The sequence below is a fragment of the Enterococcus sp. DIV0240d genome (assembly GCF_051711245.1).
GTDB lineage: Bacteria > Bacillota > Bacilli > Lactobacillales > Enterococcaceae > Enterococcus_D > Enterococcus_D casseliflavus.
On the sequence record NZ_JBIOMG010000001.1, the window covers coordinates 1,122,459 to 1,146,883 of the forward strand.

At 41.2% G+C, this 24,425-nt stretch carries 22 protein-coding genes; 18 read left to right on the top strand and 4 right to left on the bottom strand.

The window, feature by feature from the left end:
* Positions 1-71: 71 nt before the first annotated feature.
* Complete coding sequence (locus IGJ25_RS05335; protein ID WP_096742336.1) at positions 72-860, bottom strand: MerR family transcriptional regulator; 789 nt, start codon at positions 858-860, stop codon at positions 72-74.
* Between the two features lie 73 nt (positions 861-933).
* Here IGJ25_RS05335 and IGJ25_RS05340 point away from each other — a divergent pair, with 73 nt between their 5' ends.
* From IGJ25_RS05340 to IGJ25_RS05355, 4 genes are all read left to right on the top strand, one after another.
* Positions 934-1,557, top strand: a complete 624-nt coding sequence (locus IGJ25_RS05340) for a GNAT family N-acetyltransferase (protein WP_167821619.1) — start codon at positions 934-936, stop codon at positions 1,555-1,557.
* 156 nt (positions 1,558-1,713) lie between these two features.
* Positions 1,714-2,553 carry a Cof-type HAD-IIB family hydrolase gene (locus IGJ25_RS05345; RefSeq protein ID WP_225001339.1) on the top strand — a complete coding sequence of 280 codons (840 nt, stop codon included), beginning with the start codon at positions 1,714-1,716 and terminating at the stop codon, positions 2,551-2,553.
* A 108-nt stretch (positions 2,554-2,661) separates the two neighbouring features.
* On the top strand, positions 2,662-3,609 hold the full coding sequence (locus IGJ25_RS05350) for a hypothetical protein (protein WP_060792887.1): 948 nt from the start codon (positions 2,662-2,664) through the stop codon (positions 3,607-3,609).
* 228 nt (positions 3,610-3,837) lie between these two features.
* A complete protein-coding gene (locus IGJ25_RS05355; RefSeq protein WP_225001338.1) occupies positions 3,838-5,502 on the top strand; it encodes a peptide ABC transporter substrate-binding protein in 1,665 nt (554 codons plus the stop codon).
* 193 nt (positions 5,503-5,695) lie between these two features.
* Here IGJ25_RS05355 and IGJ25_RS05360 read toward each other — a convergent pair whose 3' ends face one another.
* Entirely contained in the window at positions 5,696-6,280 is a 585-nt protein-coding gene (locus IGJ25_RS05360) for a polymer-forming cytoskeletal protein (RefSeq protein ID WP_225001337.1), read from the bottom strand.
* Between the two features lie 260 nt (positions 6,281-6,540).
* Here IGJ25_RS05360 and IGJ25_RS05365 point away from each other — a divergent pair, with 260 nt between their 5' ends.
* The 9 genes from IGJ25_RS05365 to IGJ25_RS05405 all read left to right on the top strand — a co-directional run bounded on the left by IGJ25_RS05365 (position 6,541) and on the right by IGJ25_RS05405 (position 14,742).
* Positions 6,541-7,272, top strand: a complete 732-nt coding sequence (locus tag IGJ25_RS05365; protein ID WP_194185683.1) for a GntR family transcriptional regulator — start codon at positions 6,541-6,543, stop codon at positions 7,270-7,272.
* 156 nt (positions 7,273-7,428) lie between these two features.
* The gene (locus IGJ25_RS05370) at positions 7,429-8,841 is read left to right on the top strand and encodes a glycoside hydrolase family 1 protein (protein WP_225001336.1); all 1,413 of its coding nucleotides are present in this window, start codon (positions 7,429-7,431) and stop codon (positions 8,839-8,841) included.
* A gap of 11 nt (positions 8,842-8,852) precedes the next feature.
* A complete protein-coding gene (locus IGJ25_RS05375) occupies positions 8,853-9,368 on the top strand; it encodes a PTS transporter subunit EIIC (protein ID WP_263638926.1) in 516 nt (171 codons plus the stop codon).
* Complete coding sequence (locus IGJ25_RS05380) at positions 9,365-10,162, top strand: PTS transporter subunit EIIC (protein ID WP_438779135.1); 798 nt, start codon at positions 9,365-9,367, stop codon at positions 10,160-10,162. Before IGJ25_RS05375 ends, IGJ25_RS05380 begins: the two co-directional genes overlap by 4 nt.
* Positions 10,163-10,503: 341 nt before the next feature.
* Positions 10,504-11,379, top strand: coding sequence for a hypothetical protein (locus IGJ25_RS05385; protein ID WP_225001335.1), 876 nt, complete (start codon positions 10,504-10,506; stop codon positions 11,377-11,379).
* An 11-nt stretch (positions 11,380-11,390) separates the two neighbouring features.
* Complete coding sequence (locus IGJ25_RS05390; RefSeq protein ID WP_438779136.1) at positions 11,391-12,617, top strand: glutathionylspermidine synthase family protein; 1,227 nt, start codon at positions 11,391-11,393, stop codon at positions 12,615-12,617.
* On the top strand, positions 12,614-13,366 hold the full coding sequence (locus tag IGJ25_RS05395; protein WP_225001333.1) for a hypothetical protein: 753 nt from the start codon (positions 12,614-12,616) through the stop codon (positions 13,364-13,366). The genes IGJ25_RS05390 and IGJ25_RS05395 overlap by 4 nt, the downstream gene beginning before the upstream one ends.
* A 259-nt stretch (positions 13,367-13,625) precedes the next feature.
* On the top strand, positions 13,626-13,826 hold the full coding sequence (locus tag IGJ25_RS05400; protein WP_015509157.1) for a cold-shock protein: 201 nt from the start codon (positions 13,626-13,628) through the stop codon (positions 13,824-13,826).
* Between the two features lie 562 nt (positions 13,827-14,388).
* Positions 14,389-14,742, top strand: coding sequence for a nuclear transport factor 2 family protein (locus IGJ25_RS05405; RefSeq protein ID WP_225001332.1), 354 nt, complete (start codon positions 14,389-14,391; stop codon positions 14,740-14,742).
* 451 nt (positions 14,743-15,193) lie between these two features.
* Here IGJ25_RS05405 and IGJ25_RS05410 read toward each other — a convergent pair whose 3' ends face one another.
* Positions 15,194-16,594, bottom strand: coding sequence for a metallophosphoesterase (locus tag IGJ25_RS05410; protein WP_225001331.1), 1,401 nt, complete (start codon positions 16,592-16,594; stop codon positions 15,194-15,196).
* Positions 16,595-16,985: 391 nt separating this feature from the next.
* On the opposite strand from IGJ25_RS05410, the gene IGJ25_RS05415 reads away from it, so the two are divergent.
* Positions 16,986-18,362: a CHAP domain-containing protein gene (locus tag IGJ25_RS05415; protein WP_225001330.1), complete on the top strand. Its 1,377-nt coding sequence runs from the start codon at positions 16,986-16,988 to the stop codon at positions 18,360-18,362.
* Positions 18,363-18,522: 160 nt separating this feature from the next.
* Here the strand turns inward: IGJ25_RS05415 and IGJ25_RS05420 are convergent, their stop codons facing one another.
* On the bottom strand, positions 18,523-20,664 hold the full coding sequence (locus tag IGJ25_RS05420) for a HelD family protein (protein ID WP_225001329.1): 2,142 nt from the start codon (positions 20,662-20,664) through the stop codon (positions 18,523-18,525).
* 263 nt (positions 20,665-20,927) lie between these two features.
* Here IGJ25_RS05420 and IGJ25_RS05425 point away from each other — a divergent pair, with 263 nt between their 5' ends.
* The 4 genes from IGJ25_RS05425 (at position 20,928) to IGJ25_RS05440 (ending at position 24,340) form a co-directional block, all read left to right on the top strand.
* Positions 20,928-21,965 (top strand): NADH:flavin oxidoreductase/NADH oxidase, encoded by a 1,038-nt coding sequence (locus IGJ25_RS05425; RefSeq protein ID WP_438779137.1) that lies wholly within the window; start codon positions 20,928-20,930, stop codon positions 21,963-21,965.
* Positions 21,966-22,119: 154 nt separating this feature from the next.
* Complete coding sequence (locus IGJ25_RS05430; protein WP_008377296.1) at positions 22,120-22,437, top strand: PadR family transcriptional regulator; 318 nt, start codon at positions 22,120-22,122, stop codon at positions 22,435-22,437.
* Between the two features lie 6 nt (positions 22,438-22,443).
* Positions 22,444-23,277: a hypothetical protein gene (locus IGJ25_RS05435; RefSeq protein WP_159161268.1), complete on the top strand. Its 834-nt coding sequence runs from the start codon at positions 22,444-22,446 to the stop codon at positions 23,275-23,277.
* Between the two features lie 118 nt (positions 23,278-23,395).
* On the top strand, positions 23,396-24,340 hold the full coding sequence (locus IGJ25_RS05440) for a tocopherol cyclase family protein (RefSeq protein ID WP_225001328.1): 945 nt from the start codon (positions 23,396-23,398) through the stop codon (positions 24,338-24,340).
* The last annotated feature ends 85 nt before the right edge of the window (positions 24,341-24,425 follow it).

Here is a 24,425-nt window from a genome sequence, read left to right on the forward strand (position 1 = left end):
AACGAGGCGAAAGAAGCTGCTCGTTGTCGTTGCGTTTTTTATTTGCTTTTTAGCGCAGTTTGAACGAATCATTATTCCTCAGATAAAATCCGAACTTGGATCTCTGTCAAATAAGCTTGCTCGTTGCTAAGGGTCGTTTCGTGGATCGATCGTTCATAGAAGTAGTCATCGATTTGCCATTGGTGCGTCGCAATCAGCTGCTTGAGTTTTTGATAGAACTGCTTCAATCCTTCGTCATCCCCCTGATAAATGGCGGTTAAATAGCATCCTGCTGGTTTCACGAAGGAAGTCCCGTGCGGCTCTTCTTGCCGCACGTAAACGTAGTCGATGTCTTGCGTATCGTCTTTGTTCGTCCGAATCATAAAACCGTACTCGTTATTCGAGAATAGATAAGGCTGTGCCATCAAAAGATCGTAGGCTTGGGTGATCATCTCTGGGATGGAGCTGCCGTTTAATCTAGGACTGAGGGAGAAATACTCCTCTGGCTGTTCCTTCAAGGTAAAGGGGGAAGTTTTTTCTGCAGCCAGGCGCAAATCCGCAGCTTTTCGTTCGATGATTTTTTTGATGTTAGTCAACTGCTGAATTTTTTCATCGATGGTTTGCCGCTTGGCTTCCAATAAGTTTCTCATGGTCTCGGCATCCCCCTGCAGCGCTGTTTGGATCTCTTTTAAGGGCATCGATAATTCTTTCAATGACAGGATCAATCCGAGATCCAAAAGTTGATCAAGGGAATAATACCGATACCCGTTCTCGTCTTTGCTGTTTGGTTGAAATAGCCCAATCTCGTCATAATAGTGGAGTGTCCGAGGATTGATCCGCGCTAAGCGTGCCATTTCCGATACTTTTAATTTGGTTTTCATGAAGATCCTCCTTGACTTTACAGTTACTGTAAACTTTATACTAAGGATAGTCAACTACTGGGAGGAAGATAGAATGAATAAAAAAGTAACGTATCGACCATTTAAACGAGAAGATCTGCCTGCGCTTGTGCAAGTGATTATTGATAGCTGGAACTACGACAAGCAATTTGACAAGAAGACCGCCAAGCACTTTGCTCATGTCTTTTTGTGTTATGAACTTGCCCGTGCGACCTATTCGCGGGTGGCTCTTTTAAATGGTGAAGCTGTCGGCATCTTATTAGCAGACAGTAAAAGAGGAAAGAAGCTTCATCCAATGCGCTATTGGGGGAAAACGATTTGGCATGCTGGCTGCTTACTGCTTACGAAAGAAGGGAGAAACACGCTGCTGCATTATGCCAAGGAGGTGGCTGAGTTAAATCAAGCGATGTTGAAAGACTTACAAACTCCTTTTCAGACCGAAGTTGGTTTGTTTGCCGTTAGTCCCAAAACACAAGGATTGGGTGTAGGCAAGCAGCTCTTTACTTCCTTTTTAGCGATGGTCCAGCAGGAAAAAACGGCTCCGTTTTTCCTTTATACCGATACCACCTGTAATTTCGGTTTTTATGAGCATATGGGCTTGAAGCGGGCAGCTGCTGTGAAACGCTGGATCAAAAAACCGATCAAGAAGGAAATCGAGTTTTATATCTATACTTCCTAAGAGTGCAGCGATGCACTCTTTTTTCATTGGCTAGTATGGTAAACTGGAAGCAAAGAAGGTCAAGGAAGCTGTTTTCGTTTTATGGAAACGGCGCTTGTTTTGGTCGAAAGCGATGGCTCAATCCGCTTTCGTAAAAAGGATGGGGAATGGGAAAGGATGGTTTATTTGGAAAAAAAGCAGATAGGGTTTATTTTAAGTGATATTGATGGGACGATCTTGGATCATAAGCATCAAATCGATCTGGATTTGATTGAAGAAATCAAACGATTGAAGCAGCAAGCGATTCCTTTTGTTTTGGCTTCCGCTCGCTCCCCGAAAGGAATGCTACCGATAGCTCAAGAATTAGGGATAGAAGACTGGCCCTTGGCTTGTTACAACGGTGCCCTGATTGGAGGGTACGATCAAAAGGGCACACTGGTACCGATTTTCAGTCATGAGGTCAAAAAAGCAGAAGCAAAAACTTTGGTTGCGCGCATCAAAGCTGATTTTCCTGGTGTTTCTATCAATGTATACTCTGGTGATCAGTGGTATTGCGAAAGAGTGGACCAATGGGCACGAGCAGAAGTGGCGATCACCAAAGAGACTCCTGTAGAAACTTCATTAGAACAACTGTTGGCACAAGAAGCTTTTGAGGTTCATAAGTTTCTTTTGATCGGCACAACGGCAGAAATCCAAGCGCTCCATGCTGCCTGCCAGAACGCTGGATTTTTAGAAAGCGCCTTTTACTTATCCAAAGAGAATTATTTGGAAGTCACTCATCAAGCTGTGGGAAAAGATAAGGCGCTAAATGAATTGGCGGCCTATTTTCAAGTGCCGCTGGCGCAAACCTTAGCGATCGGCGATAATTTTAACGACCTGCCAATGATTGCTTCAGCTGGTATTGGTGTTGCGATGGAGAATGCGCCTGAATTGGTCAAAGCAAAAGCTGATTTTGTGACGACTAGCAATACAGACCATGGGGTTACTGATGCGTTGCGGCGATTTGTCACAGAATAGATAAAAAAACTAGGTTTTTTGAACAAATTGATTGACTTTCATTTCTACTCTCCTTAAACTTTTAGCTATACCTAAAAAGGTAAGTGTTTGTTGGAAAGAAGGAGAAAAATGAATAAGAAGATCGAGAAGACATTGACCAAATTTGCCGAGCCGTTGGGGCTCTCCGTTGATACTTCCACTGGGGTGATTTATGGAACGTATCATAGTTATAAACTTTTTTTAGTTCAAGAGAATAACAATAGTTATTCTCTAGTGGCTCATTTTTCACTTAGCAAAGATGGCGAACTTCCCAACCAAGAAGAAGTCAAAGAAGTTTTAAGTGAGTCAAAAGAGATCATCGACTGTGTGATCCAAGGATATCAAGTTGCCTATACATTACGCGGAGCGATGACTGCAGGGAAAACCGTGGACAAGTTGCGTACTGCGTTGGACCAGTTGACGAATTTTTTGAAGACGAAAGGCTTCCAAAATGCTTGTACCTTCTGCGGCGCGGTCACTGAGCCGGTTTCGCTGTATGCTATTGGCGGCGCTCCCGTCATTGCCTGTGAAGCTTGCTTTAAGAAACAACAAGAAGCAGTCCTTGCGCAAGAACGGGAAAAAGGGCAGAAAAAAGAAAATTGGTTAGCTGGAACCGTGGGTGCGTTTCTTGGCTCACTGATTGGTGCCGGCGCAATTATTTTATTGGGACAACTGGGGTATGTTGCTGCATTGTCTGGGATCGCGATGGCGATCTGTGCCATCAAAGGGTATGAATTATTAGGTGGAAAACTCAGCACAAAAGGTATTATTAGTAGTATTATCGTCATGATCATCATGGTCTATGTCGGGAATCGTATCGACTGGTCGATCAGTGTAGCGAATTATTACACGGACGTTGATGTCTTCTATGCCTTCCGTATTTTACCTGATTTGATTCGTGAAGGATATTTGGAAGCGAGTCAATATTACGGGAACTTAGGTCTGGTCTATCTCTTTACGGCGATTGGGGCTGTGCCAACTATTATCGCTACGGTACGAGAGGGGAAAGTGACGCGTCAAAGCTATAAAATGGAGTAATCCACGTTTCTATCCAAAGATAAAAAAACACAAAGCGAGATCTTTTTCGCTTTGTGTTTTTTGTTTTTGTGTCATAAATAATAACATGCTGTGTTAACATAAAAAATAAATAATAATAAAATGAGAAAAATAGCTTGCTTTTATAATTAATATTTATTAAAATCTTATTTACATTCAGAGTTTTGTAATAATTCTGAAAATTTTGGATTTTCATAAGGGGTAGGTAAGATGAAGAAAAAATGGGGATATGGTGTCGTCGCTGTTTGTGGAATCGTATTAGCAGGTTGCTCAACAGGAGGGACATCAAGTACAGGTGAAAGTTCAAGTGGTAGTGGGACAGCAGCTGCCGAACAAATTTTTAATGTTGTGGTTCAACAAGAAATGCCGAGTGCCGATCTATCCTTAGCCACCGATACGATCAGTTTCAGTGCTTTAAATAATGTGTATGAAGGGTTGTACCGCTTAGATGCTGATAGTAAGCCCGAACCAGCAGGTGCCGCCGAATTAGCGGAAGTCAGTGAAGATGGTCTGACCTATAAATTGAAACTACGAGAAGATGCCAAATGGTCAAATGGAGAACCAGTAACGGCAGCGGATTATGTGTTTGGTTGGCAACGCACCGTAAGTGCGGAAACAGGTTCTGAGTATGCGTACTTATTTGCGCCCGTAACCAATGCCGAAGCGATAACAGCAGGTGAAAAAGATGCCTCAGAATTAGGGATCAAAGCAGTCAGTGACTATGAATTAGAAATCACGCTGACGACACCTACGCCATACTTCCAATACTTATTGGCATTTCCATCCTTCTTCCCACAAAGCCAAGCAGTCGTAGAAGACAACGGCGATCAATATGCTTCAACGAGCGACAATGCCGTTTACAATGGACCCTTTGTGTTGGCTGGCTTTGATGGGCCAGGAACCGATACAGAATGGTCATATGAAAAGAACGACCAATATTGGGACAAAGAGACGGTGAAACTTGATACCATCAATGTTAGTGTCGTAAAAGAATCATCGACCTCCTTGAATCTATTCCAAGATGGGCAAGCAGACGACGTCATCTTAACAGGAGAATTGGCACAGCAAATGGCCAATGATGAAGCGTTTGTGTCAGAACCATTAGCCCGTACTTCCTATATCGAGTTGAATCAGCGCGAAGAAGATTCGCCATTCCGCAATGAGGATCTGCGTAAAGCAATCTCTTATGCCATCGATCGTGATGCATTAGTGACATCGATTTTAGGGGACGGTTCATTGGCTTCCACAGGATTGATACCAAAAGGAATGACCTTTAACCCAACTGATAATACTGATTTTGTCGATGAAGCGGAAAGTGTCATTGAATACGATCAAGAAAAGGCCAAAGAACATTGGGAAAAAGCCAAAGAGGCGTTGGGAATCGATTCCTTGAGCTTTGAAATTTTGGCTTCTGATACAGATTCAACCAAAAAGGCCATTGAGTATATTCAAAGTGCGATTCAAGACACGCTGGATGGGGTGAAAGTTAGCCTAAGTCCTGTTCCTTTCTCCGTTCGTTTAGATCGTTCAAACTCAGGTGACTTTGATGTCGTCATGGGTGGTTGGGGAGCTGACTATGCGGATGCTAGTAGCTTTACTGATTTGTTTGTTACCGACAATTCCTACAACCGCGGTCGTTGGACAAGTGAGGCGTACGATGCAGCAGTGAAATCGTCTGCCACGACAAACGCTGGCAATCCAGATGCTCGCTGGCAAGATTTGTTAGATGCAGAGAAAATCATTATGGATCAACAAGGGGTCATCCCTGTGTACCAAAACGTTGAAGCTCATTTACGTGCATCAAAAGTAAAAGGGGTCGTATCACACGGTGCTGGTGCGCAATATGACTACAAGTGGGCAGTTATTGAAGAATAAGCGCCTAAAGAAGAAACTGGTTTTGCGTAAGCAAGCCAGTTTTTTTCTTGGGCTTTGTTCTTACTTACACAATGTTAGTAATGAGAACGGATGCAATTGTTTATAAAAAAACAAAAAAAGTTGGCAAGGGATCAACGATCGACTTGCCAACTTCGTTTTTTGTTCATCTATTTCACAGAAATCCAGTGAAAGATTATTCGCTAACTGTTACGTCACCTGTTACAGAAGCGCCATCTTCGTCAAGTGTTGCTGAATCTTGGAATTCTTTTGAAGTGAATGTTACGTTACCTTCAACTTTTGCACCGTTCAATACAAAGCCGTTAGCATTCACTTCAACGTCACCTTTGATTACACCGTGAACGATGTTGAAGTTTTCTGAGTTAACGATCAATTTAGGAACAGTTACTGTGTATTCAGCTGTTACGTTGCGGTCTTCATCTTGTGAGTACAATGCAAATTTACGGTAGATATCAGCAGAGTCGTCACCTTTGTCGTGGAATTCGCCATCAACGGTTAGATCGTTATCAAATGTCATGTCGCCAGTTACAGCAACGATCCAGTTACCATCTGCGCTCAATGCTTTTTCGATCACTGAAGTTTGGTCACTGATAGAAGCAGTTGAAACAACGTCATCTGATGATTCAGTTGATGCAGCAGTTGAAGCTGCTGTTGATGATGATGAGCTTGCAGCTGTATCGTTATCTGAACTACATGCAGCTAAAAGAGTGCCTCCCATAAGCAATGATGCAGCGATTAAAGTGATTTTAGTTTTTTTCATGTTTCCTTCTCCTTTGTATTCCCATAGTTTTCTTAAAAACAAAATGATTATACCATACCGAGGTGAAGTTTGTGAAACAAAAAACATAAATGAGGAGAAATTTAATAAATAGCAGCCTAGGATTAAAAAAATTTCAAATTCACAGATGGGAGAGGTAGGAAAATTTCTGTAGGATAAAAAAATCGTAGGTGGTTTATTGACAAAGATTAATGCTAAAATTTGAAGGAAGCTATAGTCTGAAAAGGGGAGGAGGAAAAAGAATGAGTAAAGCTGAGTTTATTGTGGAGGATTTATTAAGCAAAATCTATCAAAAGAAGAGCAAACCCTCCCAAAAAATTCTTTCAGAAAGAAATCTTGCGGAAAAATATGAAGTATCGCGAAATACTGTTAGAAAAGCGTTAAAAAAATTGATCGATATAGGTGTTTTGGAAGCTGTCCCTAAAAAAGGTTATCTAATCAAGAAGACAAAAGTAAACCCAAGCTTGATCTACAGCTCGGTAACTGAAAAAAAATCGAATCAAATAGAATCAAAAGTCCTTTTATTAAAAGAACGAGAAATGACAAAAAGAGAAGCGAATATCTTTGATGCCCAATTGATTGGATCTGTTTGGGAATTGAAGCGTTTACGCATTCTTGATCAAAAGGTAACGGAGATTCAAGAGTCGATTTTTCCTAAAAAAGTATTTCCTTATTTTGATGAAGAGATGGGGAAAGGTTCGATTCAGAAACTATTGATTGATGCTGGTTATTATATCTCTCATAGTTTGACGAGTTTTGAAGCAGTAAATCTCTCGGAGCAAGATGCGCAAGTCTTTCATCTTAAAAAAAATAGTGCTGCAATGAAAGTCACCAGCCGAACGATTACTACTGAGGGGCTGATCGTTGAGTTAACTTCAAGAATTGCTGTAGATTATAAAGGGACTTTCCGTTTGCCATTTAATAAAGAAACCTTCGATTTTCGACATCAACAAGATAAACTTTATGATTTTTGATTTTTCTGGTACTTTTTATAGATGGATTTCTATCTTTAAAAGGTACCAGATTTTTTGTAAAACCTTTTTAAATCAAAAATTGTAAGCCTTTTTATAAAATTGTGCTTTTCTTTTTCTATGATAAATTTTAGCTATCAAGAAAGAGGAGTGATAGTTATGAGCAAAGGATTTCCCGACAAGTTTTTATTTGGCGGAGCCATTGCAGCAAACCAAGCGGAAGGAGCCTACCAAGAGGGGCTCAAGGGATTGGGGATCTGCGACATTTTACCGGTGGGGAAAGAACGATTACTGACGATTGATCCTCAGTTAAAAAAAGATCACTATTATCCTTCCCATAAGGCAATAGATTTTTATCATCATGTTGAAGAAGACATTGCTTTGTTAAAAGAAATGGGTCTACAATGCTTTCGTTTTTCGATCAACTGGGCGCGACTTTTTCCACGTGGCGATGAGAAAGAAGCGAATCAAGAAGGAATAGACTTTTACCATCGCTTGATTGATGGACTACTAGCTGCCAAGATCGAACCAATCGTGACCATCTCTCATTATGAAACACCATTATTCTTGGCGACAGAATACGGTGGCTGGAAAAATCGGCAACTGATTTCTTTTTTTCTCAATTATTGTGAGGTGATTTTTTCAGAATATGGTAAAAAGGTCACTTATTGGATGAGCTTTAATGAAATCAATAATATTGTAAAAATTCCGTGGTTTGCGGGCGCTTTAAGAACGGAGGAAGACGAAAATCCTGCACAAGCACAATATCAAGCAGCTCATCATATGTTCGTTGCCCATTCTTTAGCAAACAAATCATTGAAGAAGATAAATCCTAAAGCAAAAATGGGCTGTATGCTTTCACTTAGTGGGGTGTACCCTGATACGCCCAATCCGAAAGATATATTTGGTAGTTATGAGTTTCGCAGAAAATCTTTGTTTTTTTCAGACGTGATGATCCGAGGGGCCTATCCAGCATATTCTAAACGATTATTTGAAGAGTTATCTATCGATCTTGAAATAGAAAAAGGCGATTTAGAAACGATTCAATCCTATACGAGTGATTATTTAGCATTCAGTTACTATTTAACGACAGTCTACTCTCATGATTTAAAGATGAAGACGGGAACTGGCGGTCCACAAGGGAAAAAAAATCCCTATTTAGAAACTTCGCCTTGGGGCTGGCAAATTGATCCTTTGGGATTGCGGTATGTTTGTAATGAATTGCATGATCGCTATCAAATTCCTTTAATGATTGCTGAAAATGGCCTCGGCATGGAAGATCACATCGACGCTAATGGCAAGATTATCGATAAAGAACGCCAAAACTATTTAAGAGATCATTTGCTTGCCTTATCTGAAGCCATCCATGATGGCTGTGAAATCCTTGCTTATACGTGGTGGGGGATCATAGATATTGTAAGTGCAGGCACAGGAGAAATGAATAAAAGATACGGTTTTATCCACGTAGATGTTGATAATGAAGGGAACGGAACATTTGAGCGTCGCAAGAAAGACAGCTTTGCGTATTACAAAAAAATAATCGAACAAAATAATAATCTAGCTGATATGTAGGAGGGGAAATTATGTCTTTTTTTGATTCTTTTGCGAATAAAATCGGCCACACTGCCGAAGCGATCAACCAGAATAAATATCTTTACAGTATTAAAACAGCCTTTACCGTTTATATGCCATTTATTATTGTTGGCTCGTTCGCAACTTTATTTAACACCATTCTTTGTTCTGAAGAAGTCGGTTTGGCGCAATTTGCAGCTTTTTCTTTTTTAAGCGCTATCGGTCCAGCTTTTACAGCAATTAATTATGCAACTATGTCGACGATGAGTATTGCCATTGCCTTTTTGATTGGGAAAATTATTGGGCAAAGAAATGGTGTGGATGAAAACTATAGTGCGTTAGTAGCAGTTGTTTCATTTTTGACGATCGTGCCACAAACGATCGTAACAGTGGTGGAAGGAATGGAGGACATTTTAACCAGTGGTATTGCAACAACAAGTATCAATGCACAAGGATTGTTTGTAGCGATGCTGATTGCTACTCTTTCAGTAGAACTTTTTTCTTGGTTAATGAAAAAGAAAAATTGAAAATCCGAATGCCAGAAAGTGTACCAAGCGGAATTGCTCGGTCTTTTAATTCTTTGATACCAGTACTACTCGTTCTTTTAGTATTTTCAATTATTAGTACCGTTATTTTCAATTGGACGGGCAATTATTTAAGTGACATTATCTATAATACATTGCAAGTACCGATGCAAAAAGTGATGCAAAACGGTCCTGTTGGAATCATTTTATTGGCTTTTGCTTCAGCCATTTTTTGGGTCTTTGGTCTGCATGGCAATATGGTGATCATGCCTATCTTAAGTCCATTGGCGTTAGCAGGTCTTGCAGACAATATTGCGCAAGTTCAAGCAGGAGAAGCTGCTACAAATCCATTGACCATGACATTCTTTCGAGTATATGTGGTAATGGGTGGGGCTGGAGTGACGATTGCCTTGATTCTCTCTTTACTGGTTTTTTCAAAAAGAGAAGATCAAAAACTCATTTCAAAACTAGCTTTGATTCCTGGGATTTTCGGTATCAATGAACCGCTAGTCTATGGATTACCAATCGTTATGAATCCAATTTTTGCGATTCCATTTATCCTTTCGCAATTGATGGCTACCGTTGTTGCTTACATTGCTACAGTGACCCAGATTATTCCAGCAGCTAGTGTGGAAGTGCCGTTTGGATTGCCCTTATTTGTCAATGCGTTTGTAGGTTATCAAAGTTTTGCGGCCATTTTGGTTCAAGTAGTTATTTTGGTGCTAGCCTTTTTGATCTATACACCATTTGTTTTAGCTTCGAACCGTATGGGAGGTAGCGAAACGGGCAACAAATAAGCAGATTTTTCCTATAAAAAACAAACACACGTCCAGTCATGTAAGCGGAAGCTTCTTTCCGCTATCGGCTGTGCGTGAGTTTTTTTGTGCTACATGCGCTTTCGATCAGTCAACTGCTTGAACTTAGGTATAATGTCTTTTCTTTTATCTGCTTGTAATAGTGAATGAAACTATCTGGCTTCTTACCTTCAAATGAGAACAGTTCGCTAATCACTGTTTCATTCTCTGAAATAAGCTGGAAAATGCAAGAAGAGCGGTATGTTCCCTACCCTTTGATTATTTTCTTCGGTAAAATGAAGAATAATGATTCATTTGCAGAATAATTTGACAAGAAGGAGGGGGTGGTTTCGTTTTACTTACAAATCTTTTTGTTTGCAGTACTGATGATCTTAGGCTTTTTCTATCACCACCTGTCTTACTCCGTACCAGAATTGATCCTATTTCTCTTGTGTATTTTTATCAGCATACGGTTTCTTCGAAGCTGGTATTTGAGCATTTATCGCAACGCTCGTTTTTTTAAACATTATGGCCGATTCCTTTACTTGTCAAGCCTGCCTTTGCTAGTGACGCTACTGCATCTCTTGATTTTACTGAATGCTGCATCTTGGGATGTTAAAGGAATTTATATTTATTTTTATATTTTCATGGGAATTACTTGGCTGGCTTTAGGCTTAAACGGTGTTTTGCTGGCAGTCGAGTTCTCCTACAGAGATGATGCATTACTAGGCGAAAATAAAGGCGCAGTTGCAGTGCTTGCCGGTGCTCTTGTAGGTATCGGCGTAATTTTTGCTGACGGTAATATTGGTGATGGACCGGGATGGTGGACGATCGTTCTTGCTAGTGGAATTGGGACGGTGCTATGGCTGTTACTGCTTCATCTTTTTGACACAAGTACGCAAGTCATCACGAAAATTGTCAGAGAACGTACTTGGCCTAGCGGCATACATCTCGGCAGTTATTTGGCAGCTTCTGGACTGATTTTTGCACGAGCATCTGGAGGGGATTGGGTCTCAGCAGTCGCTACCGTGACCGACTTTTCAACTGCTTGGCCAGTTTTACCATTGTTTTTTACAGCCGTGTGTTTTGAATATTTCTGTTTTCAAAAAGCACATGCGAAAAACAACGTGAAAAGATTTGCCTTGATCGCCAAGCTCGTCGGCGCTCTCTATCTGCTGTACAGTGTGGCTGTCATATCGCTGCTTCCATCCATTTTTTAGGAGTTGATTTTATGCTATCGACGAAAAAACAAATCAAGCTAATAAAAATACCAGATAAACAGTATACCTCTTATCGGCAACAGGTGATTTTTCAAGGGTATAAATGGGATCCGCAAGTCTATGACAGCAATACGGTCAGTGAATATGCCGTAGTTTTGAATGAAGAGACGGAGCAAGAACTGGCGTCCTTGTCAGAAGAACTGGCCGCTGAAACAACAGCAATCGAAGCGCAGCTGTTGGCAGACCGTTCATTGATCAACGCACTGAAGCTGCCAAGAAGAATCAGAAACCAGCTCAAAAAACATCGGAACTATGATTCATCACGGCACATCCGCTTGATGTGGTTTGACTTTCATCCCACAACTGAAGGATGGCAAATTTCAGAAGTAAACAGTGATGTCCCCGGCGGTTTTGCGGAAAGTTCGATTTTGCCAGAGCTCGCTAAGAGATATTTAACAGATGTACAGGAAAGCCAAAAAGTGTCAGAGCATCTGTTGCTGGCGTTTAAAAAAAGGATATCATTAGGGGCAAGAATCGCTTTTGTGCATGCGACTTCTTACGCGGATGATCGGCAAGTAATGCAATTTATGGGGGATCATTTCCAGCATAACGGATACCAAGCTGTCTACTTGGCACCCGATCGGTTAAGCTTTCGTGAGGGAGTTGCCTATGAAAAGGATAATCAGACAAACATTCAAGGAATCGTCCGTTTCTTTCCTTTAGAATGGATGCTGTGCCTGCCATTTCGTACGCAGTGGCAAGGTTTTTATCAAACGAGTACGGTATCATGCAATCATCCTTTTGCGATTTTGACCCAGTCCAAACGCTTGCCGCTGCTTTTTCAACATTTGGGGCAGCCAACCTTATGGAACAAGCTTTTGCCGGAGACAAAATCTGTGGAGGCTCTTGATTATGAAGATAGCGACTATTTGTATAAGCCAGTTTTTGGTCGAGTTGGGGAGTCGATTACACTTCGTGAACGTACGTCGGAAAATGAGTTTAAAAAAATCCGTCGTGATGCATTGCGTTTTAAAAAGGAATGGATCGTTCAAAAGCGGTTTGACAGTCAACCGATTTTAACAGAAGACGGGCGAGCGTTTCATTTGTGTTTAGGCGTTTTTGTAATTGATGGCAAGTTCGCTGGGATCTATGGTCGTATCAGTTCCTATGCTCGAATCGATGAAAAAGCGCAAGATCTTCCAGTACTGATTCATCGGAAAAAGGAGGGGGAAATGTGAGAAAAAATCATGACGCCGCCCAATATCTCTACCAAAGATGGACGGCTGAGCGATTGCTATGGACACGTTGGACAAAACCGGTGGTATTTATGGGGATCACTGATGAACTGCCGGGCGCTTTTTCTCAACTAAAAAAAGCGCCTTGGGCCAAGTACCGCAGACGACGAGCAGTGATCGTTGATCTGCCGGGAGAAAAAAGTGTCGAGGCAGGGCTGACAGCCGCATTATCGGGTTATTGCCCTGTATTGCTGTTTAATGGGGTCAATGGCGGCAGTTCCTCCATCGTTCCGATGAGAAACCTTGTTCAGTCAGTTGTCGATGGCGCATATGCTTTTGATAAAACCCGCATAGCAGATGATGCCAATCCAGTATTTTTATTGGATGGCAATCGTTTAACGAAGATCAAACGAAAATCAGGCAAGTTTGATAATCGCTGGTGCGTTGTTCCGCAAGATTTTCCTTCCGCAAATCTACTTTTAGAGCATGGTATCCGCGAGATCCTTGTTCAGACGGACAAAGTGCGCCGTGATTTAGAATATGTGCTGTATCAATTCCAAAAAGCTGGTATTACTATCATGTTTTGTAATCACCGTGGCGGGATCAGTACCGTAAAAATCAGCAATCCTCAGCGCTGGAAGCTGTTCTACCGCTTTTTCGTTTTACTGGGTTTCAACCGAAATGCTGCTGGCGGTTTTGGTATGTCGATCCCTGAAATCAGTTCAGGCGGTGAAAAGTATCGAGTAGGATAATCCAATAATGGATTGTAAAGCCTTGGAGGCAAGAGAAAACGGCAACTGAATCATAAGGTTTCTTAACAATTTACCTTTTTATTAAGAAAAAAAGCCAACTTTATTTGCTATTTTATTTTAACCATGCTATGATGAATGGGTAAAGTTCTGATATGTTAATACTTGTTTATCTTTTCTATTGATACACACTTCAATTACACATCATTTTCTATTACAAACAAATAAACACAGTCGATGTGTAATATGGAGGTATACGTTTATGAATAACGGTACAGTAAAATGGTTTAATGCAGATAAAGGTTTTGGATTTATTACAGGTGAAGACGGCAATGATGTATTTGCTCACTTCTCAGCTATCCAAGGCGAAGGCTTCAAAACTTTAGAAGAAGGTCAAGCAGTGACTTTCGACGTTGAAGAAGGCCAACGTGGCTTACAAGCAACAAACATCGTTAAAGGTTAATTGACGTTAACAAGCGAGAATCCATTGGGTTCTCGCTTTTTTTGTTTTATTTTATATAAATATTGAAATGGATCGGGTGTTGATGATCTGCTATAAGAGAATAGTTGCAGGCTTTGAGGACCTAACATGGTAAATAGTACATCTTTGATTTCACTATTCAACTAGCCCTAAGCGTCGCGGTTTACTTACCCATGATTTCTCATTCGATAATAAGCGTATAAAAAGAGGAAAACAGAAAGAGGGGCTGTATACCGTATTCAATAAATTAATAAAGTGGTTGAATAGGTTTAGTGGCGTTGCTACCATTAAAAGCAATGGTTACTAGTGATTCAAATGGCATGACTCATGTGAATGGAATAAAGAAACAGGTAAAGCGGAACATGCCACGATTCAGGTACCATGTACTTATACAAGAGTAATCGATGTGAAAGATCGATAATTCTTATTCGTTTCCTCGATATTGTCTTGAATGAATTGTAAAAGTAGAATATATTGATACAAATTAGCTACTTTTTTTATTGGAGATGGGAACAAAGATGATCACATTTCGAGGGGGATTCATATGAAGCCAAAAGAAATACTTTGCCAATGGGTTGATGCGTTTAATCAGGCAGATGTTGAAATTATTTCAGAATTATATGATGAGAATGCAATAAACCATCAGGTTGCCAATGAGCCAGTTGTTGGGAAAGAAGCGATCAAGCAGATGTTTGAGCAAGATTTTTCTAACGCAAACATGGTTTGTATCGTTGAGAACATTTTCGAAGATGGACAATGGGCAATTTTAGAGTGGCGTGACCCCTTAGGTTTGAGAGGTTGCGGTTTTTTTCAAATAGTAAATGATAAAATTTTATTTCAAAGAGGCTACTGGGATAAATTATCTTTCTTAAAACAGCACGACTTGCCTATTGAATAAAAGGAATTCCCTTATAAGAATGGTTAGCAGATATGCATGACAGGAAGGTTGATCGCTTCACGTAGAATTCTTAAAGGAGCAACACTGTTTGAAAACAATACCTTTTGTTTAAGTAATGATTAAGAATAAGCCAGTTTACTTCTGTCGGCGCCTTGTTGCGTGGTATAGTTATTGATAAGCGACAAATATTTTTGTACCACACGTTACTTGTTTTGAAGAAATTTATTCAAACCTGGCGTAACTTCAGAGTTACAAGGATACAATAGAGGTTAGGGATTGTATCGTTTAAATGAGAAATAAATAATAGTAGTAATAGTATGCTGCACTTTCAAAGAATAAATATTGACTCGTCAGATAGCCTTCTCGTTTACCCAAACGAGAGGGCTATCGTTCATTAGAAAAGAAAAAAGTGTCTTTTTCCTAAAAGAAAGGAAGAAGACACTTTTTGGCTTTATTCTGCTGTGAGGGGGATCGTCAGCTTGCGATCATCGGTTTGATCGTCCAGCATTGAATCGACATATTGCTTCAAAAAGTAAGAATAGGTCGCTAACCACTGATACTCCTCGGAGTCTTTGATAGCAGCTTTTTCTTCGGCTGAGTAAGTATCATTGCCAGTAAAAAGGGCAGTGTTCAGCCTCGTGACAAACGTACAAAGTTTTGTCATCTGGGCATCTGACAGTTCAGACACGGCGGACAATTGGTCACGGACCAGTTGGTCGGTGTCTTTTTCAAAAATACTTTTCTGGTAGTTTTGATAGTTCAGCAACTGTTCATCAGTTTGCTTCGTTTCAGCCGCCCAAGCATCGAGATCAATCTGGCGTGCTTCGTAGTTGATTTCCTTGTCAGAAAGAGAAAGGACGCCGTAGCCTAATTCTGCCGTTGAATAAGACCCAGTGACTGCTTCATAAAGCGAATCATTCCCTTCGTTAATGTCTTGAATGTGGATATGACCAGAGAAAACGGCTGGCACGTTGAAGCGTTCCAACAAAGCGACAGTCTCAGAGGCGTTGTCGAGAACATAACCGTCTTGTAAGAGTTCATTATGACCAAACAAGTTATGGTGCAAAAAGACCAGTGGTACTTGCTCCGCTTCTTTCGTCAGGGTTAATTGCTCCTCCAACCAAGTTAGAGTAGCCGGTTTCAACTCACCATTCGTAGTAGGATCATCCCAATTAACCTCAGAATCGTAGATACATGAATCGAGCAAAAAGAGACGATACTTGTCGTTTAACTGAATGCTGTAGCTAAGGGAAGACTTGTCGATACTGTTGGCTTTTTCGTAACCTTCAGCAAAAATCGTTTGAAAATCCTCAGGACTGATTTGATCTGCGTAGTATTCCTTTTCACCTTTAAATGCTCGCGCCCAACCATTGTAAATCTCGTGGTTGCCAGGTAATGCTAAAACCATAATGTCAGCTTCTTGCAATGGTTCAAGCAATCTTGCCAACTCTTGAGCACTTGCTTTCTCGCCATTGAGCGTCATATCACCGGTCAAAATAATTCCCGTGGGTTTCTCTTTTAAGGCTTGAGCGGTGAAGGCCTCGATCGATTGTTCTTCATACGTCATCTCTTTGCCAGCAGCTCCCTTTGTGAAGGTCTGAAAGGCTGCGCCGTTATCATGAAGCGTGGAGGAAAGAAAATGAATATCACTTAAGAGCCAAAACTCACTGTTGCTTGCCTGTTGCAATGGAGTATCGGCTTCATGCACCTTACGAAATTGAAAGAATAACAGGAAACAGGTGACAAAAAGTGTAAGTAGTGCCAATGGCCAAAACCATTTTTTGTGTGTACGAATCGCGATTCCCTCCTCGCTTGTTTTATTTATTATAGAAAGGAATAGGGATCTTGTCACATAAATGGTCTTTTTTTGAATGATTTCTTGTTTTCATAGTTTTTCTTATTAAAATAAGTGTGATCAAGTTATAAACCTTGAATAATTAGCCTTAATTTCGATAAAGATAACATGAATTGAATTTATTTTAGATGATGAAAATGAAAAGAAAATGCGGTAATTTATTCAGAAACGTTGATTTAACGGTCTTTAATTGTCATGTTATTTATCGTTGAGATAAAGGGAGTGTTAGATTGAAATATTTTTGTAACATTTCCTTTATCTGTGTGTCATATCATTATGGTAGAATTCATTTGTCGTTAAATCGAACATTAAACTTTCTTAGACAAAATTAAGTTTTTATAAAGGCAGTTCATCTGTCAAATCAACCAGCTAGTCGGAGGAAAAACGAGTGAAGAATAGTTTGTTATCAGCATTAATGGTGTGTTCACTAACATTAACAGCAGTTGCAGCACCTGCATTAGCATTTGCAGATTCCATTGATGATCAAATCGAGCAGCAAGACCAAAAAATCAATTCTCTTAAAGGTCAGCAAGCTGACGCCCAATCACAGATCGATTCTCTAGAAGCAGAAATTGAAACAGTGAGTGAAAAAGTTGCTTCATTAGAAGCGAAACAAGTTGAGTTAGGTCAAGAAGCTGAGAAATTGCAAGACAAAATCGCAACATTGAAATTGCGTATTGCCAAACGTGAAGAAGCAATCCAAAAGCAAGCCCGTGATGTACAAGTTAACGGTCAAAGCACCAATTTCATTGATGCTGTTTTAGAAGCAGATTCTTTAACGGATGTTATCGGTCGCGTACAAGCGATGACAACGATCGTCAATGCAAACAATGATTTAGTTGAACAACAAAAACAAGACAAACAAGATGTTGAAGACAAAGTCAAAGAAAACGAAAGCAAAATCCAAGAAGTTGCTGCGAACCAAGCAGAACTTAGCCAACAAAGAGATGCCATTGCAGCAAAACAAGCTGACTTAAATGTCTTGAAAGCAAACTTAGCAGCAGAACAAGCGACTGCTGAAAAAGACAAAGATGCATTGAATAAGAAAAAACAAGAAGCAGAAGCTGAAAAAGCACGTATCTTGAAAGAACAACAAGAAGCTGCTGCTGCTCAAAAAGCAGAAGAAGAAAGACAAGCTGCTGCTTTGAAAGAAGCACAACAAGAAGCTGCTGCTCAATCAACTGAAAGCACGACAGAGAATACAACAGCTTCTACTGAAACAGCAACAAGTAGTTCTTCAAGCAACACAAGTTCAAGCAATACCAGCAGTTCTAACAGCTCAAGTTCATCGAACGCAGGCTCTTCAAACACTGGTTCAAGCAATTCAAGCTCAAGTAACTCAGGTTCAAATTCTGCATCAAACAATAATTCTACCGGAAGTATTTCTACTGGCGGCGGAAAAGATCATTCAAGCTCAGGTAACATGTATGCTTGGGGTCAATGTACTTGGTACGTGAAAAACCGCGCTCCTTGGGTAGGTACTTACTGGGGTAATGGTGCACAATGGGGTGCGTCAGCTACAGCTGATGGATACACTGTCAATGGTACACCAGCAGCCGGTGCCGTTGTAGTCTTTGCCGCTGGTCAATCAGTTGGTGGCGAATGGACTGCTGATCCAGTTTATGGACACGTTGCTTATGTTGAATCATACAACCCATCAAACAATACCATCACAATCTCTCAGGGCGGAATGGGCTTTGACAGTCCTGGTGGACCAAACACTGCAACAATGAGCGCATCTGGATATACTTACATCCATCGCTAATCAATTCAAAAGCAAAGCATCAACGCAATCGCGTTGATGCTTTTTTATTTGATCGATAGCTTTCTAAATCAGTCAGATAAGAGAACTACTCAGAGAGACAAGACAGGATTCTTTCAAATCTTATCAAGATTCTATAGAAAGTAGGAGGTTTTTCGTTCTACTAGCAAGGAGGGAGAAATGGCGAAAAGGTTCCTTTTGAAGTTACCACCAGTTCTTCCATTGCACGAGAAATCGCCGTGTAGAGAATCCGCCGGTCTTGATCGGTATGATAATTTTCTTCTGAGACATCATATAAGAGGACCTGCTTAAATTCCAATCCTTTGGCAAGATGAATCGGTAAAACCGTTCCATGAAATGACACGGCCTGTTTATCGAAGAACTGTTTGAGCTCCTCACTGGATCGACTATCTTTGGTGATGATCGTTACTGGCTGCTTAAGTTCCTTTACTATGTCTACTAACGCAACGTCAGGCAGATTGGCATAAAACTGTGGCAACTTTCCTTCTGGTCGAACGGCAGAGATGTTTAAATTGGTTTCTTTTGGTAGCATTTGGGCAAATAACCGCGTGATTGCACCGCTAGACCGATAACTCGTAGTCAGCTGATACGTTTCGAGGGATTTCGCCTGTTGTTGAAACAACGTTTGGATTTCTGATACGGTGATGGCACTTGTAAAGATCGCCTGTTGCTGATCCCCCACGAGGGTAAAAGCGGTCATAGGAAAAAGACATAATAGAAACTGAATTTGTGCTGGCGTATAATCTTGGACTTCATCGATAAATAGATAGCGTAACGCAGGGACAGGTTGTTTTTCGGCGAGCAAATGACGAATCAGCAATAGACAAACGGTATAATCCAAACTATCTGTTGTTTGCGTCAAAGTGATCTGTCCGTGAGTAAAATAGTCGGCACTGTCTGCTAACAATCGTTTTGTATCAAACCAAGTAAGGTTTTTTATTTGTTTGGAAACCGTTGCGTATTTTTTCTTCAGGAGGCGAATGGCTGCTTTCTGAATTGTTTTTTCTGAATCATCCTTTAAAACTCTCCCTAATAGGGAGCGCTGTTCGGCTTCAGTCAAAGAACGAACTTGGTCGTGAACATTTGCTGCTAAGGCATTTTTTTGCAGTCGTTCCTCCCAAGCGTAAGCCAATTTCTTTTTGACTGCTTGGATGCGATCGCGCAAGGATGCCTGTTTCGGTGTCTCTTGGAAGAAAGTGTCGATCGTTTCTTCAGAAAAAAGGACGACGTTTTTTCTTTTGATTGGTTTAAACTGAAGCACAAGTTCTTCTGGCAGCTGTTTGCTCAAGGATTGAAGAAAGCGACTGAAGTCCGCACTGCGCAAAAGGTCGATTGCTTCATTGGGTGTTTGCTGGATGCGGTCAAAATACGCCTCTTCCGATTCTAAGTCAACGCTAGGAAATGCTTGGCAAAACTGCCGCATGGTCAGCGTCAATGGATTTTTTTCACCGAGGGAAGGCAGCACTTGCGAAATATAATCAATAAACCGAGAGTTCGGAGAGAGGATCAAGACATTGTCTGCGGTCATCTCATCACGAAAATGGTACAGCAAAAAGGCGATCCGTTGCATGACAGCAGACGTTTTTCCGCTTCCAGCAACACCGTTGACCAGTAGGTTTTTATGCGCTAAGTCACGGATGATGACGTTTTGTTCGTGTTGGATCGAAGCAGTGATATCTTGCATTTTTTGGCTATTATTGGCTTCAAGGGCTGTCAGTAACACTTCATCTTGAATCGCGACTGAGGTATCAAAGGCTTGCTTCAAGTGATCTTTTTCGATAATAAATTGTCGGCGATGTTCAAGAACGGCAGAAATCGTCTGATTGTTCACTTGATAAGAGACCGGGCCCAAGCGTTTGGCATAGAACAATTCGGCAATAGGGGAGCGCCAATCATAGATCAGCCCTTCCTTATTTTCATTAACAAAACCATTGATCCCAATGTAAAAATCTCCTATTGTTTCCTCATCTTCAAACTGTAGGGAGATTTTACCAAAGTAGGGACTATCCAGTAGACGATCGATGGCAGCTAATTCACGTTCAGCAGATTGAAGAGCGGCGTTCATTTGGTCGATCTCACGGTTCTTACTTTCGATGGCAGCAAAAGTATCTAAACGGTCAGCAAAATTATCAAAGTTTAAGCGAATCTCTTCGCCGATGCTTTGCATCGCAAGGCGATCTTTTTTTCTGCCTTCAGTCAAGAAGCTGCTCAGCATTGTCTTTCGTGTCAGCAATTGCTGGTACGTGTCTGCGAGATGCTTCTTTTCAGCCTTTAGGTCGTTCATTCAGACTCACATCCATTCTCCAAAGTATCTCAATTATACGAGCATCCACCAAAAATACTAGTCTATTTTTTTGACTCTGGATGCGGTATAATAATAGTGGGAAGAGGCAGCTGATTGTTCCAATGTCATGGGAGCAAGCAGAATGCGTCTATTTTTTTGTTTTAAAAATGGGAAAAAGGGTCATTGCTTGTGTTTTTGAAGGGGCTGTTTATACTGAATATAGAGAAAAATACAAAGCGAAAAATCGTTGAGGGAGTGTCAGCATGTCCAAATTATTGTCACCAGTGAAGCTAGCGAATTTAGCATTGGCCAACCGCGTCGTTATGTCGCCGATGTGTATGTATGAAGTAAAAAAAGAAGACGGTGTTGCGGAACCCTTTCATTTTGTTCACTATGGGGCACGAGCATTAAGCAAAGTCGGCTTGATCATTATTGAAGCGACTGCCGTTGAACCAGACGGACTAATCACAAACAATGATCTAGGGCTATGGAATGAAGAACAGCAAACAGAGCTGACGAAATTGGTGGAACTGCTGCATGGGTTCGATGCGCAAGTAGGCATCCAACTAAGCCATGCAGGACGAAAAGCAGTTGATGCCAGCAATCCTTTGGCACCAAGTGCCGTTGCCTTTAACGAACGCTACCCGTTACCGTCAGAAATGACCCTGTCGGAAATCAAACGGGTGCAAGATAGTTTTGTTCAGGCTGCCCAACGAGCAGCCAAAGCGGGTGTCACGATGATCGAACTTCATGGGGCTCATGGCTACTTGATGGATCAATTTCTTTCGCCTCTCGTCAATCAACGAACCGACCTGTATGGTGGTTCCTTAGAGAATCGGTATCGCTTTGTAAAAGAAACGGTACAAGCAGTTCGGGCAGTCTTTTCTGGGTCCTTGTGGATGCGCTTGTCACTGACAGACTATGAAGAACCAGGACGCCAAAATTCGTTGGAAGATTGGCAGCAAGTGGCCCAATGGCTTCAAGCAGATGGCATTGATTGTCTTGACTGTTCCACAGGCGGTGTGGTGGATAAAAAGCCTAATATTCCGATCTATGATGGCTACCAAGTGCCCTTTGCTGCAGCTATCAAGCAAGTGGTCGATATTCCCGTAGCAGCAGTCGGTTTATTGGATAATCCTGATCTTTGCGAATATCTTTTGCAAACCAATCAAGTGGACTTGGTTTTACAAGGCCGCGCATTGATCAGAAATGTCAACTGGTTGGCAGATGCAGCGGCGAAACTCCACGATAAGTCCTTTCAAGCATACAATGATTCCTATCAACGCGGGGTGAAGCGTTGATTCATCTGATAAAAAAATCTCCTAGAAGAAAAATCTTCTTAGGAGATTTTTTTATTCTACTAGTATGCTTTACAAACTAGTGACAAACACGTATATTAGGTACAACACTAGTTTGTATAACAAACTAGACAAAGGGAACCAAAGGAGGGAAATCGTGAAAGAGACGCAATTGCTAAAAGGGGTTTTGGAAGGGTGTGTTTTGCAAGTGATTGCTCAAAAAGAGATTTATGGTTATGAACTGGTACAGGAACTGAAGCAAAGAGGCTTTGAAACGATCGTTGGCGGCACGATCTATCCTTTGCTGCAGAAGTTGGAAAAACAAGAACTTATTACCTCTGAGATGAAAAAATCACCTGAAGGACCTGATCGCAAGTATTTCTCGATCACCCCGAAAGGCATAGACTATTTGGCACAATTTAGAGAACAATGGACGAACCTAATGAAGAAAGTCGAAGGATTATTTAAGGAGTGAGGAAACATGGCAAATAAACAAGAGACGACCTATTGGCGAGAGCAAACCAATCTGATCGAGCAACAATTCAATGAGAAAAATCGCCAATTTTTTGATGATTTTCGAAGCTACCTCTTACTTTCCAGCCTTTTTTACGATGAGCATAAAGTCACAGAGCAGGTATACGCGATTGCAATGGATTTATTAGAAGCACAAACTCATGGAGAAGAGGCGCAACACTATTTTGGTAATGATCCGAAAGGGGTGGCAGATGAACTGTTGGCAAACACGCCAAAGAGCAATCTCAAAGAGCGTCTCAAATTGGCATATTTAGCGGTTGGTATCAGTTGGGGGATCAAGTTTATAGCTGATTTTACAAATCAAGGACCACTGGTTCTTAACCTGCTGGATTATCTTTTAACAGGATTGGTAACTGTGGTAGCGGTCATCGGGATTTTTGCGATCATCAGCAAAACCATCTATCAAAAGAAGGGCACAAGCAAGGTGATTCGTTTCGGCTCCCTTTGGCTCGTTGTGAGTGGCTGGATTGGTCTTTCACTGTTGATCAATCTGCTGACCCCAAACTGGTGGCTCCTGACGATCGCATTTCCTTTTGATGTAGTATTGGTTGGCAGTTTGCTGGTAGCGGCGATCGTTTTTGTTGTATCACGCAAAGAAAAAGCTTTTTATCCGATCGTTTTTCTACTGGGGGTATTTGTGTTGCTTGGTTGCCTGCAAAAAGCCATGGCATTTTATCACATTGGGGATCCATCGTGGATGACCGGCGGACTTTTGACACTGCTCGTTGTAGGGTTTCTTATTTTTCTCTGGTGGACCCGTCGAGTGATGAAAAAGCAATAAGCAAAGCCAGAAACAAGTGTGTTGCTTGTTTCTGGCTTTTTTACATGGACAAAAGCATTATCCTGAGGAATCTTTCTGCTTCATGCTACACTTAAAAAAGAAACGGAGGGAGATCAAGATGTTGACAACAGATCGGTTCTTTCACGGCCACGACAAGCAGACCGCTTTTTTTGAAGGCTGGTACCATAAGCACCAAATTGGTGAAGAAGTCTATGCTTTTATTCCTGGTCTTTCGATTCAAGAAGACGGTACCAAAGAAGTGTTCATTCAAGTGATCAATCATGAGGACGCGCATTACTTCTCCTTTCCAGAAACTGATTTTCAGGTTTCAGAAGAGGAGCGAAAAGTAACGATTGGTGACAATATCTTTAGTGAAGCAGGCATTCAAGTCTCTTTAAAAAATAACGATCTCCAAGTACAAGGAGCAGTAAAATACAACGACCACAAACCGATTCAGCGGACACGTTATGCGCCGAGTATCATGGGGCCTTTTTCGTACCTGTCATTTATGGAATGCTACCACGGTGTCTTGAGCATGAGTCATACCTTAGAAGGTACACTGTACTGGAACGAAGAACCAATCGATTTTACGAACGGGATCGGTTATTTGGAAAAAGACTGGGGTACCTCCTTTCCAGCAGCTTATATTTGGGTTCAGTGCAATAGCTTTGATGCGCCAGATGTTCGGTTCTTTTTCTCCGCAGCCGACATTCCCTTTGCTGGTTTTGCTTTTTTGGGAACGATTTGTGTTCTGCAAGTCGGCAGCCAAGAATATCGTTTTGCTACTTATCATGGTGCAAAGATTCATGATGTCAAACGTACGGAAGACCGTTTAGTGATCCATCTCAAACAAAAACAGTGGCTGCTGACGATCGAAGTGTTGACGAAAGAAGGCCATTCGTTGTTAGCACCTTCTATTGGGCAAATGAATCGGATCATTCGCGAAAGCGCCAGTACGGAAATTGCCTTGACCCTTTTAGAAAATGGGCAGGAGATCTTGCGGCAGACAGGGACGTCGGCTGGTTTTGAAGAAGTAGCGAATCTGCGAGGATTTCACTATTAAAAAAAGGCGGGAAAAAAGCAGAAAAATTCGTTTCTTTTGATATACTAGTAGATAGTTACTGCGAAAACACGTATCTTTGGAGGGA